Annotated in this window: 11 protein-coding genes; 8 read left to right on the forward strand and 3 right to left on the reverse strand. The window is 62.6% G+C overall.

Annotated elements, in window-relative coordinates:
* The 4 genes from V6M87_RS03995 to V6M87_RS04010 all read left to right on the forward strand — a co-directional run bounded on the left by V6M87_RS03995 (position 1) and on the right by V6M87_RS04010 (position 3,542).
* Positions 1–660 carry a cell division ATP-binding protein FtsE gene (locus tag V6M87_RS03995; RefSeq protein ID WP_332848445.1) on the forward strand — a complete coding sequence of 220 codons (660 nt, stop codon included), beginning with the start codon at positions 1–3 and terminating at the stop codon, positions 658–660.
* Entirely contained in the window at positions 657–1,577 is a 921-nt protein-coding gene (ftsX, locus tag V6M87_RS04000) for a permease-like cell division protein FtsX (RefSeq protein WP_332848446.1), read from the forward strand. Before V6M87_RS03995 ends, ftsX begins: the two co-directional genes overlap by 4 nt.
* A 321-nt stretch (positions 1,578–1,898) precedes the next feature.
* The gene (gene rpoH / locus V6M87_RS04005; protein ID WP_332848447.1) at positions 1,899–2,798 is read left to right on the forward strand and encodes an RNA polymerase sigma factor RpoH; all 900 of its coding nucleotides are present in this window, start codon (positions 1,899–1,901) and stop codon (positions 2,796–2,798) included.
* Between the two features lie 75 nt (positions 2,799–2,873).
* Positions 2,874–3,542 (forward strand): hypothetical protein, encoded by a 669-nt coding sequence (locus V6M87_RS04010; protein ID WP_332848448.1) that lies wholly within the window; start codon positions 2,874–2,876, stop codon positions 3,540–3,542.
* Positions 3,543–3,547: 5 nt separating this feature from the next.
* On the opposite strand, the gene V6M87_RS04015 is transcribed toward V6M87_RS04010, so the two are convergent.
* A complete protein-coding gene (locus V6M87_RS04015) occupies positions 3,548–7,252 on the reverse strand; it encodes a PAS domain S-box protein (protein ID WP_332848449.1) in 3,705 nt (1,234 codons plus the stop codon).
* Positions 7,253–7,437: 185 nt separating this feature from the next.
* Here V6M87_RS04015 and V6M87_RS04020 point away from each other — a divergent pair, with 185 nt between their 5' ends.
* The 4 genes from V6M87_RS04020 (at position 7,438) to V6M87_RS04035 (ending at position 11,283) form a co-directional block, all read left to right on the forward strand.
* Complete coding sequence (locus tag V6M87_RS04020; protein ID WP_332848450.1) at positions 7,438–7,833, forward strand: hypothetical protein; 396 nt, start codon at positions 7,438–7,440, stop codon at positions 7,831–7,833.
* Positions 7,830–9,575: a gamma-glutamyltransferase gene (gene ggt, locus V6M87_RS04025; RefSeq protein WP_332848451.1), complete on the forward strand. Its 1,746-nt coding sequence runs from the start codon at positions 7,830–7,832 to the stop codon at positions 9,573–9,575. The genes V6M87_RS04020 and ggt overlap by 4 nt, the downstream gene beginning before the upstream one ends.
* Before the next feature lie 81 nt (positions 9,576–9,656).
* The gene (locus V6M87_RS04030) at positions 9,657–10,424 is read left to right on the forward strand and encodes a hypothetical protein (RefSeq protein WP_332848452.1); all 768 of its coding nucleotides are present in this window, start codon (positions 9,657–9,659) and stop codon (positions 10,422–10,424) included.
* Complete coding sequence (locus V6M87_RS04035) at positions 10,402–11,283, forward strand: hypothetical protein (protein ID WP_332848453.1); 882 nt, start codon at positions 10,402–10,404, stop codon at positions 11,281–11,283. Before V6M87_RS04030 ends, V6M87_RS04035 begins: the two co-directional genes overlap by 23 nt.
* Positions 11,284–11,377: 94 nt before the next feature.
* Here the strand turns inward: V6M87_RS04035 and V6M87_RS04040 are convergent, their stop codons facing one another.
* Positions 11,378–11,959, reverse strand: a complete 582-nt coding sequence (locus tag V6M87_RS04040; protein ID WP_332848454.1) for a TerD family protein — start codon at positions 11,957–11,959, stop codon at positions 11,378–11,380.
* Between the two features lie 21 nt (positions 11,960–11,980).
* Positions 11,981–12,676, reverse strand: a complete 696-nt coding sequence (locus tag V6M87_RS04045; protein ID WP_332848455.1) for a TIGR00266 family protein — start codon at positions 12,674–12,676, stop codon at positions 11,981–11,983.
* Between the last annotated feature and the right edge of the window lie 34 nt (positions 12,677–12,710).

The raw sequence follows: 12,710 nt of genomic DNA on the forward strand, positions 1-12,710 counted from the left end.
ATGATCGAATTCCAGGGCGTCTCCAAGTCCTATACCCGCGACGCGTTCGCACTACAGGACGTCTCGTTCAATGTCGACAAGGGCGAACTGGTGTACCTGGCCGGCCCGTCCGGCGCCGGCAAATCGACCCTGCTCAAAATGATCGCCGCGATCGAGCGCCCCAGCAGCGGGCGCGTGATCGTCAATGGCCAGGACATCGGCAAGCTGAAACGGGCCAGCGTGCCATTCTTGCGCCGCAACCTGGGCCTGATCTTCCAGCAGCAGCGTCTGCTCAATGACCGCAGCATCCTGGCCAACACGATGCTGCCGCTGCTGGTGAGCGGCGCCTCGAATGTCCAGGCCGAGCAGCGCGCCCGCGCCGCGCTCGACAAGGTCGGCCTGCTCGAGCGCGCCAAAGCGCTGCCGCTGGAACTGTCCGGCGGCGAGCAGCAGCGCGTGGCGATTGCCCGCGCCATTGTCAACCGGCCGCAAATCATCCTGGCCGATGAACCGACCGCCAACCTCGACCGCGCCGCGGCCGACAAGGTGCTCGACGCCCTGCACGCCTTTCACGCCGTCGGCGTCACCTGCATGATTTCCACCCACGACGAACAGGTGCTCGACAGCGCCGCCCGCATCATCCGCCTCGGCGCCGGCCACATTGTGGAGGGCGCCGCATGAATACCTGGTTGCGCCAACACCGCTTCGCCCTCGGGCGCGCCCTCGCGCAAGTGCGCAAGACGCCGGGCAGCTTCGCCTTCAACGTCCTGGTTGTCGCGATTGCGCTGGCATTACCCTTCGCAGGATTGACCCTGCTGGAAAACGTGCGCCCGATGTCCGAGCAGTTGTCGGTCGATCCGGAAATCAGCCTGTTTGCCAAGACCGACACCACGCGCGAGCAGGCGCAAGCGCTCGCCCCCCAGCTGCGCGCCATCCTCGGCACGCACAAGGCGAAGATCGTTTTCGTGCCGCGCGAGCAGGCGCTCGACACGCTCAAGGACAAGGGCGGCCTGGCCGACGTGCTCGACACACTGGGCGACAATCCCCTGCCCGACAGTTATGTGATGAAGCTGGACGGTTTTGCCAGTACGGCGGCCGCCGGCGGCGTGGACGCGCTGGCCGAGCGCATGCGCGCCTTGCCGGGTGTCGAGACAGTGCAGGTCGACTCGGCCTGGGTCAAGCGCCTGGCCGCGCTCCTGAATATCCTGCGCCTGGCGCTGCTGTTCCTGGCCGTGACGCTGGGCACGGTGGTCATTGCGGTGGTGTTCAACACGGTGCGCCTGCAGGTGCTGACCCAGCGCGACGAGATCGCCATCTCCAAGCTGATCGGGGCGACCGACAACTTCATTCACCGCCCCTTCTATTACAGTGGCGCGCTGCTGGGCCTGTGTTCGGGCGCCGTGGCGCTGGGCGCCGTGACGCTGGCGCTGCGCCCGCTGAACGGCGCTATTGCCGAATTTGCGCGGCTGTATGCGTCCGAATTCCAGCTGCTGCCGATCGAACCGGTCGGCATGGCCTTGTTGCTGGCCCTGAGCGCCGCGCTGGGACTGGTCGGCGCCGTGCTGTCTGTGAAACGCCATCTCGCGCGCTTGAGCTAACGCATTTAAGCTGAATCTAACTCGTTACTGGTACCCTGATTTCTGCAGCTCGATGACGCCATTACGTGCGTCATGCAACAGATGCGGTGGTACTGGTAGCGCTATCCTGAACCTATCCCACATCAAGCCCACCCTATGAGATCGCGCATGGTTTGCCCCTCAAGAGTCGTGGTTTTCAGTCGATATTTTCATACAGATTCGCTATCGCGACCATAGGTGTGCGCGATTGGCACTCCCAAGTAGAGAGTGCTAAACTATGTCTCAATGTCCGGTGAAGCACATACCCGGACCCTGCAGTACAGAATTCAACAAGGATAAAAAATGACGATGGCTACCCCAGATATGGCTTTGGTTCCGACCGGCAATCGCGGGCTGGAACTCGGCTTTACCGGCAATCTTGGCAATATCGATGCCTATATTTCTGCCGTGAACCGCCTGCCGATGCTGACGCATGAAGAAGAAATGTCGCTGGCCCGGCGCCTGCAACAAAATAACGACCTGGATGCGGCGCAAAAAATGGTGCTGTCGCACTTGCGCCTGGTCGTGTCGATTGCACGTGGCTATCTTGGCTACGGGCTGCCGCACGCCGATTTGATTCAGGAAGGCAATATCGGCCTGATGAAAGCCGTAAAACGTTTCGACCCGAACCAGGGTGTGCGGCTGGTGTCGTACGCCATGCACTGGATCAAGGCCGAGATGCACGAGTACATCCTGAAAAACTGGCGACTCGTCAAAGTGGCGACGACGAAAGCACAGCGCAAGCTGTTCTTCAATCTGCGCAGCAACAAGGTGGGCCTGGATGCGATGACGCCGACCCAGATCGATGCGCTGGCGAAATTGCTCGACGTGAAGCGCGAAGAAGTGATCGAAATGGAAACCCGCTTGTCGGGCCGCGATATCGCCCTGGAAGCGCCAACCGACGACGAAGACGACAAGTTTTCGCCGATCGCCTACCTGTCGTCCGATCTGTCGGAGCCGACCAAGGTGCTGGAAGCCGAGCAAGTCACGCGCCTGCAGTCCGAAGGCCTGGAAACGGCGCTGGCAAAACTCGACCCGCGCTCGCGCCGCATCGTCGAATCGCGCTGGCTGGCGAACGACGACGGTTCGGGTGCCACCTTGCACACGCTGGCCGAAGAGTTCGGCGTGTCGGCCGAGCGCATTCGCCAGATCGAAGTGGCGGCACTGAAAAAAATGAAAACGGCGCTGGCAGCCTTTGTTTAAGTCTGCCCTGCACTGAACACAACAACCCGGCAGCCGCGAGGCCGCCGGGTTTTTTTACGCCTGACAGGAGTGCAGATGCCGCGCCAACGTGAAATCAACAGGGTGGGCCGGCGCCTGCTACACCACGGCTATCCGCGCCTCGAAATGGCGGTGCTGGTGCTGGTCACCGGCCTGGCCGGTTTTCTCGCCTCGTTCATCCTGCTCCACGCGGGTATCGGGAGCATGGCGCTACGCTATCCGCTGGCGGTCGGCTGCGCGTTCATCGTGCTGCTGCTGCAATTGTGGTTATGGCTGAAACTGCGCCACCGCTGGCGCCGCACACTGGACATCGGCGATATCCCATCCGGCAACGTCGACCTGTCGCCCGGCCACGGCGGCTGCGATGCAGACGTGTTCAGCGGCGCGATCGAAGCGGCAGCCAATGCCGAGGAAGCGGCGATTCCCCTGTTCGCACTGATTGGCATCGCGGCGGTGGCGCTGTCGATGGTCTTCCTGGCATTCTCGCTGGTGTCGAGCGCGCCGTTCCTGTTTGCCGAACTGATGATCGACGGCGCCATGTCGGCCAGCCTGTACCGGCGCCTGCGCAACCTGCCGCGGCGCCATTGGACGCAGACGGCCGTGCGCCGCACCATCGTGCCGTTCGCGCTGTCGGCGCTGCTGCTCGCACTGGTCGGCTTCGGCATGGCATGGGCGGTGCCGGGCGCGCACACCGTCGGCCAATTCCTGCACTTGCGCGGCCAGTAAGTTTATCAGTCCACGCAATCGGCCAGTGCGGCGCGCGCCGCCTGAATCGACGCGGCGGCCAGCGCGCGCAGGGTCGCATGGCCGCTGCCGGTTCCCGCCGGCGCTGCCAGCGCGTGCGCAAGGCGCGCCACACCCATCGTCAGCGCCATGCCTTTGAGCGCATGGCGCGTGGCCGCCTCGGCGCACGCATTGTCCTGTGCCTGCTCCAGTTCCAGGCGCGCGAACAGCTGCCCGCTCTCCTGCTCGAATTTGACCAGCATGCGCGCATACAAGGCAGCATCGTCAAAAAAGCGCGGCAGCGCGCCGGCAAGGTCGACCAGCGGCGCGGCGTTGCGTCCGATCAGTGAGCGCAGGCGCGCCACCACCTGGTCGAGATCGAAGGGCTTGCCGATATGGCTGTCCATGCCTGCCGCGAGGCAGGCGTCGCGGTCGGCGCGCGCGACATTCGCGGACATGGCCATGATGGGCAGCTGCGCGAGCCTGGGGACGGCGCGGATGCGCCGGGTTGCCTCGAGGCCGTCGACGTCCGGCATTTGCACATCCATGATGACGGCATCCCAGGCGCGCGCCGGGTCGAGCGCCATGTCGATGCCTTGCTGGCCGCCTTCTGCCAGCTCGACCAGCGCGCCCTCGGCGCCGAGCAGCTCGAAAGCCACCTGCCGGTTCAGGGCATTGTCCTCCACCACCAGCAAGCGCACGCCGGCAAGGCGGCGCGGCCGCTGCGCCAGCGCGAGCGGCGCCACGGCGGCCGGCGGCGCGGCGCTATCGGCCACGGTACCGAGCGTGATATCGAACCAGAAACGGCTGCCGCGCCCGACCTCGCTGCTGACCTGCAGCGTGCCGCCCATTAGGGCAACGATGCGGGTACTGATTGCCAGCCCCAGGCCGGTGCCGCCGAAGCGGCGCGCGGTGGACGCTTCGGCCTGGGTGAAGCCGTCGAAGATCATGCCCAGCTGGCTGGCCGCAATGCCGATGCCGGTGTCGGTCACGGCAAAACGCAAGGTCATGGCGCCAGGGTGCGCGGCCAGCACGTCGATCTCCACCACCACGCTGCCGGCAAGGGTGAACTTGAGCGCATTCCCGGCCAGGTTGACCAGTACCTGCCCGATGCGCTGGCGGTCGCCATACAAGTAAGCCGGGATCGCGGGGGCGACAGTGTAGCGGAGCTCGACCTGCTGGTTGAGACTATTCCCGCTCAACACCGTCGCCAGGTCGCGCAGCAGTGCATCGACGGCGAACACGTGGGGGTCGAGTTCGAGCTTGCCGGCGTCGATCTTGGAAAAGTCGAGTACGTCGTTGAGCAAGGCCAGCAAGGTCGTGCCAGCGCCGCGGGCTTTCTCGACATAGTCGCGCTGGCGCCCGGACAGTTCGGTGCGCAGCGTCAGTTCCAGCATGCCCAGCATGGCATTCATCGGCGTGCGGATTTCATGGCTCATGTTCGCCACGAACTGGCTCTTGGCGATGCTGGCCTGTTCGGCGCGGTGGATCGATTCGTGCAGGATGGCGTCATCGCGCTTGCGCTGGCTGATGTCGACGCCGATAGCGAGAAAACCGAGCACGGCGCCGCTGTCGTCGCGGATGGTGGTCACGGTCAGCAGCACCGGGAAGCGGCTGCCGTCCTTGCGCACGTAGGTCCATTCGCGCGCCTCGGCGCCATCGCGCTCGGCCATCAGCATGGTGGTGCGCACGCCCTCGACCGGCTGGCCGGTCAGCGCGCGCAGTTCGGCTGCGCGGGCGGCCAGCTCCATGCTGTCGTGGAACGGTGCCGGGGTGCTGCGCCCGACCAGCTCGGCGGCGGCGTACCCGAGCATGCGCTCGGCGCCGGTATTGAAGACCGTGATCAGGCCCTGCGCATCGGTGGCGATCACCGACATCTCCGACGCCGCCCGCAGCACGTTGCCAAGCAGCGCACTGACATGGCGCAGCGCGCTATCGGCCGCGCGGCGCGCCGTCACTTCGGTGTGCAGGGCGACATACCGTTCGATCACGCCATGTTCGTTGAAATACGGCGCGACCACGGTATCGAACCATTTCTCTGCGCCGTCCATGGTACGGTTGCACACGGTACCGTTCCAGGTGCGGCCGGCCATGACGGTCTGGCGCATGTCGGCCCAGAACGCGCGCTCGTGCTGACCGCTGCTCAGGAGGCGGTAGTGGACGCCGATCAGTGCCGCGCGCGCGTAACCGAACGCCGCGCAAAAATTGTCGTTCACCTCGAGGATGACGCCTTCCGCATCCGTCACCGAATACAGCATCTGTTCATTGATGGTGCGCACCAGCACATCGTTGACACGCAAGGCCGACGCCAGCGCCTGGCGGCTTTCGACGACCTCGCTGACATCGTGGATCAGCACGTAGAATCCCTGCACTCGCCCATGGGCGCTATCGGGCAGGTAATTGGCCAGGTAGTGGCGCGGGTTGCCGTCGGGGCCGGCCACAACCCGTTCGAAGACCGCGCTTTCGCCGCGCAGCACTGCGTCCACGTAGGGCGCGTTGAGAAGGTACAAATCAGCGCCGAGCAGCTCGCACATCGACCGTCCTGCCAGTTGCTCCGGCGTCTGGCAGAACAAGGCGCAGTAGCTGCGGTTAGCAAACCGGTTGCGCTGCTGGTCGTCCCAGTAGCCGATCATCGACGGCACCGCGTCGAGGATGGTGCGCAAGTCGCGCCGCGCCGCATCGAGCTGCGCGGTACGATCATCCACCAGCTGTTCCTGGTTCGCATGCAAGCGTTGCAAGCGCGCGCGCTGGGCGGCCAGGGCCGCGCCGAGTGCCGCGCTCAGCAGCGTCAACGCGGCCCCGGCCAGCCCGGCCTGCAAGGAGGAAGGCAGGCGCAACTGGTCGACGAAGGCCTGCGACGGCTGGAACGTCGCCACCCATTCGCGCCCCACCACGCGGCGCACCTGGCGCACGCTGGCCGACCCGGGTGCGCCGGCGCCGACGGCATAAAAACGGTACGCTGCGCGCCCCGGCACGGTGTCGGCCAGCGCAAACGCGCCGTCGGGCAAGCTGCCGGGCAAATTCGCCAGTACATCATGGATTGCCAGTGGTGCAAACGACCAGCCGGCCACCCTGCCGGCGTCGTAAACCGGCAGCAGCATCAGGAAACCTTGCTGCGGCCTGACGCTGTCCTGCACCAGCGTCAGCGGGGCGGTCAGCGCCGCCGTGCCGCTGGCGCTGGCGGCGTCCGCGCCAGCGCGCCGCACCGCTTCGGACGCGATGTCCAGTCCGATCGCGGCTTTGTTCGCATCGATCGGCGCGAGCAGTTCGATGATGGCGCGGTCCCCGTCATGCGGCTGGAACTGGCGCAGCGCAAAATCGGGCCGGCCGCGGCGGCGCTGGGCAGCGATATACGCCCCGGTGTCGGCGGGCGCAACGCGGCGGATGAAGCCGAACCCGCGCGCGCCGGGAAACTCCACCCGGTAATTGCGCGACTGGCTGTAGCGCAGGAACGCGGCCTGGTCCATCTGCGCGGGGCCGGTCACCGCCAGGGCGCCGCGCAAGCCGGCCAGCCCGTATTGATAGCGCTGCAGCAAGGCGTCGACCTGCACCAGCGTCGCGTCGACGGCGCGCTGCGCATGGTCCTGCACCACGCGTTCGTTGAGGCGGGCGATCCCGACGACGACGGATGCCGTGATGGCGCCGCCTGCCAGCAGGATGGCCAGCATTAGCTGTCGCGGGCGCCCGAGGCGCGCAAAATACTTCAAATTCATGTAAAACGGCAAAGTCGGCAATCAATCATTGAGGCCTATTTATATCAGTAAATATGGTGCATGGATACCGTCCCCCCAGCGGGACGTTTCATGAATGCAACGGATCGACGGTGCGACGCAAGCCAGTGGAAGCCACCTGTGCAGACTGTTATGATGAAGTCACCCATCACCACTGGAGGTTCACGATGTCCATTGCCCGCCTGCCTATGCTGGCCCTCATCGCCGCCATCTTGCCCCTTGGCGCCTGCGCCAACGGCGCCCCTGCATTGGGCAGCAAACTGTCCCTGTCCGAACGCCAGAGCATCACCGTGGTTCCCGGCGCGATCCTCACCTATGACAGCGTGAGCGACAGCCGCTGCCCGCCGGACGTCCAGTGCGTGGTGGCTGGCAAGGTGGTCTACAGCTTCACGCTCAAGCAGGGCGACACGCTCGAACACTTCACCTTGTCGCCAGCCGAACCTGATTACGTGTCCCCGGTCCTGCAAGGCAAGCATATTGTGCTGGCCGAGACGGCGCCAGCGCCGAAAGCGCAGCAGGCTGGCGCCAGCCACCCGGTCAGCATCAAGGTCGTCGCCCCATGACGGCACGACTGGTCGTCGTCACCCTCACGCTGTCGATCGTCCTCGCGCTGCCTGCCGCGCAGGCGAAAACGCCGTTGGCTACTGGCACTGGCGGCGCGGTCGCCACCATCAGCGAGCAGGCTTCGCAGTCGGCCATGACCATTTTGAACAAGGGCGGCAACGCCGTCGACGCGGCCGTCGCGGCGGCGGCCACGCTGGGCGTCACCGACCCGTTCAGTTGCGGCATCGGCGGCGGCGGCTTCATGGTGATTTACCTGGCGCGCGACAAGCGCGTCATCACCATCGACCACCGCGAAATGGCGCCGGCCTCGTTTACGCCGGCCGTGTTCCAGGACCAGCGGAAGGCCATCGATTTCGACACCGCCGTGGCCAGCGGCGCGGCCGTGGGCGTGCCCGGCACGGTGCGCGGCTGGCATGAAGCGCTGGAGCGCTACGGCTCGATGTCGTTCAAGCAGGTAATGGCGCCGGCCATCCACGTGGCCGAACAAGGGTTCAAGGTCACTGGAATATTCAATCATTTGGTGACGCAAAATGAAACAAAATTTCAGCGTTTTTCCAGCACCAGTGCACTGTATTTAAAAGACGGCAAGGCGCTGCCGGTCGGCGCCCTGCTGCGCAATCCGGACCTGGCGAAGGCCTACCGCGCCCTGGCGGCGGGCGGACAGCGCGCGTTTTATGCGGGGCCGATGGCGCAGGCGATGATCACCACCGTCAACCGCCCGCCCGTGACGGGTGCAGCCGTTCGCGCAGGGAACATGACGCTGGCGGACCTGGCCAACTACGAAGCGCGCATTCGCCAGCCAGTGCATTCGACCTATCGCGGCTACGATGTATACGGGATGGCCGAACCGTCCAGCGGCGGCGTGGCCGTGGCCGAAGCACTGAATATCCTGGAAGGCTACGACCTCAAATCGATGCCACGCGTCGACGTCGAGCACCTCTACCTGGAAGCGAGCCGCCTGGCGTTTGCCGACCGAAATGCCTATCTGGCCGACCCCGAGTTCGTCGACGCGCCAGTGGTCGGCTTGTTGAGCAAGCCGTTCGCGGCGCAGCGGCGCGCGCTGATCGATGCACGACGCGCGGCCAGCATTGCCGCAGCCGGCGACCCGTACACCTTCCAGGACGACCAGAGCGTGCCGCTGCGTCCTGCAGCGGCGTCGCTGCCGCGCGAGGGCGCGCATACGACGCACTTTACGGTGGCCGACAAGGACGGCAATATCGTCTCCTACACTTTTACGATTGAATCGTGGGGCGGCAGCGGGATCGTGGTGCCCGGTTATGGCTTCCTGCTGAATAACGAGATGACCGATTTCGACTTCACGGGCCCGCGCCCGAACGTGCCGGAAGCCGGCAAGCGGCCGCGCAGCAGCATGGCGCCGACCATCGTTTTAAAGGGTGGCAAGCCGGCGTTCACGATCGGCAGCCCGGGTGGGGCAACCATCATCACGACGGTCTTGCAGAGCATCGTCAACTATGTCGACCTGGGCATGCCGATGCACGCGGCAATCGATGCGCCGCGGCTGTCCCAACGGAATAATGCAGCGACGTCAGTAGAGCCGGGCTTTCCAGGCAGTGCGCAAGCGCAGGCGCTGGCGGCGTTCGGGCACAAGTGGGAAGCGGCGCCGGAAGAAATCGGGGCCGCGAATGCGCTGGTGTTCAATGCGGATGGCACCGTGACGGCGGTCAGTGAAAGCCGCCGGCATGGTGGCGGGGCGGCGCTGGTGCAGAGGGCGGCGCATTAGCGTCGTGTTTATCGTTATCGACGACGCATGAAGTTCGGATCGGCTTGCTTACTTTCCAAATTTGCAGAAGGCGCATAAATTATGGTGATCAAGAAATTTATTGCAGCTTCTTTAATCGGCGCAACGTCTGCCTTGTGTTGGGCACAGGAGAATCCTTCAGCCCTGCCCGAACCCAGGGTCGTCGTTGAATCGAAAATCAATAAGGGCGACTTACCCTACCGCAGTTTGTACAAGATGTACCAGCGTCTGCTGTCGTTTATGCCGCCGCCTCCACGCATCATCGAACCGGTTAACCAGTTGAGTTTCACCGACTTGCCGATCAAGGACGAGGATAATTTTCTGAAATTGTCATGGAATGTGGCGATTGTCGGAACCGATACCGACATCGACATCCCCACGCTTCGTGGTGGTTATTTTACGTTTCCTGCTTACGGTGACAAGCTCGCCAAGGATGCGAACCTCATGTTCAACAGCCAAACCAAAAAGAATTTCTTGCGGGTGGCGTGGAAAATGCCTTTGCATCCGAACCAGGCGCTCGGTTTTGCCGAGATGAAGCAAGCCTTGCATGAAGTGCGTGAGGTACAAAAAAACATCCCTTGGTACAGCATCGGCTGGCGACCGGAAAAATACGCGAGATTTGATGCAATCAAGGCGTGCTTTGCTGAAGACAACGGCGAGTTGCGCCTCGATGGCGAGGCACTCAACACCATCCATTCGGCGCGCTGCCGCATTTACAAAATCGATCCACGGCTGATCGATACCACCAGAGAAGTCAACTTTTCACCCGCACCGGAAATTGTTGTGCTCGAAGATAGCGCACGTTATCTTGCAAGACCTGCCGGTGGCTGACGCGGTGGATGGCGCAACTGTTTTCGCAGGCTATATCCCGACCAGTCAATCGAAACTGGGCAGAACAAGGAATTTCATGATCAGGAAATGTATCGCTGGTTCGCTTTTATCCGCATGCGCTATCCTTTGTTCAGCGCAGGATAATGCTGCACGGCCGCCGGAATATAATATTCTCGTTACGTCAAAAATCAACAAGGGCGACTTGCCCTACCGCAGCTTCTACAACTTGTTGGTCCGTCTGCGTGCGTTATTGCCGCCTGCGCCGCGCATCATCGAACCGGTTTACCAGATGAGCTTCTCCCACGTACCGATCGAGGAAGAGGATAATTTTCTGAAGCCGTCGTGGAATGTGGCGATCGTCGGCACAGATACAGATATCGAACTGCCCATGATCCGTGGCGGTTATTTTGACTTGCCAGAACCTGGAGACAAGGTTGCCAAGGATGCCAAGGATGCCAAGGATGCGAGCATCATGTTCAACAGCCAGACGCAAAAAAACTTTTTGCGCGTGGCGTACACAACGCGCCTGCGTCCGAATCACGCCCTTGGTTTTACCGACATGAAGCGGGCTTTGTTTGAGGTCAGCGAAGTGCAAAAGAAAATCCCGTGGTACACCCTCGGGTTCCGGGCCGAAAAATATGCGAAGTTTGATGCGATCAAGGCGTGCTTCGCAGCTGACGACGGCGAGTTGCGCCTCGATGGCGAGGTACTCGACACCATCCATTCGGCGCGCTGCCGCATTTACAAAATCGATCCACAGTTAATCGATACCAACCGGGAAGTCAACTTTTCACCCGCACCGGAAATTGTTGTGCTCGAAGATAGCGCACGCTACCTTCGCAAACATGCGAGTGGCTGATAGTAAAGCGCGGCGTCATCTATTTTGTTAAAAAAAAGCGCAGCACCTGATCGGCGCTGCGCAAAAGGGAGTATCTACCAGGTAAGACGGCGTGTTACAGATGCGGCGTAATCAGCGGCATCAAATCTTCGAACGTGCGTCCGCTGCCGTTTTCGCCGATCGCGTGCATTTTCCACTCGGCGTTATGGCGATACAGCTTGGCCATGATCTGCGCCGTGTGTGCACCCTGCACCGACAATTCGTAGCGCGCCACTTCCTGCTGGTTGGCCCCGTTCACGATGCGGCAATAGGCATTTTCGACCTGCGAAAAATTCTGTCCCGTAAAACTGTTCACGGTAAATACCAGCGACTTCACACTGGCCGGCACGGCCGACAAATCGACGTTGATCTGTTCATCGTCGCCATCGCCGGCGCCGGTGCGGTTATCACCCGTGTGGACAATACTGCCGTCCTTGCTTTTCAACTGGCGGAACCAGACGGTATCGACTAATTTACCGGCTTCGTCGAACATGACGACCGACGCATCGAGGTCGACACTTTCGCTCTTGCCGCCAAAACCGAACAGGCCCTTTTTCTTGATGGCGTCCCAGCCGAGGCCCATCGTAATGGTGCGCAATGCGCCGCCGGCTTCTTTATCCAGCGAGATCTTCTGACCTTTTTGCAAACTGACTGACATAACGGTGCTCCTTTATTCGAATTAGCTCCCCGCTTTCTGCGCCCAGGATTTGAACGCAGCGCGGTTGCGCGAACATACATAGACCTTGCCGCGGCCCGAGAAGCGCAACACCACGCCCTCGCCGCTGGTCTGGCTATTGACCAGATTGCCCAGGAAGCCGCTGCTTTGCCCGGTGGTGATCGAAATCTCGTATTTCAGGGTGCTGTCCCAGCACACCACGTGCGAGTTATCGATGATGATGTCCTTGCCCGACTCGACATCGAGCACGTTCATGGAACCGAAGCCCGATACCGCGAGCTGCCCGCTGCCCGACGTTTCGGTGACAAAAAAGCCGCCGCTCCCGGCAAACAAGGCATTGCCGACGCTTTGCGTGCGCACTTTCAGATCCACGCCCGAACTGGCTGCGACAAATGCGCCGTCGCTGATGATGTAGTTGTTCTTGCCCACATCGACGATCTGCATGGCGCCCGGCAGCGTCGGCGACAACAGGCAATCGCCATCGCCGCGGGTCGCTTCGATATGCTGCTGGAAGAACGACTCGCCGTTGGCAAAGGTGCGCATCAGCGCGCTGCCGAGGCCACCCTTCATCTTGCCTTTCAGATCGAGCGTGGCTTCCATCATCACCATCGCGTCGGATTCGCAATAGATGGTCTCTCCCCTGCGCAGGCTGACATGCAAAAAGGGATCGACATCTCCGGTCACGGTAAATACAGGCATCGCAGCATCCTTTCGAAGGCGGCTCCCCGAATGG

This window comes from Massilia sp. S19_KUP03_FR1 (genome assembly GCF_036688685.1).
Classification (GTDB): Bacteria; Pseudomonadota; Gammaproteobacteria; order Burkholderiales; family Burkholderiaceae_D; genus JALYUM01.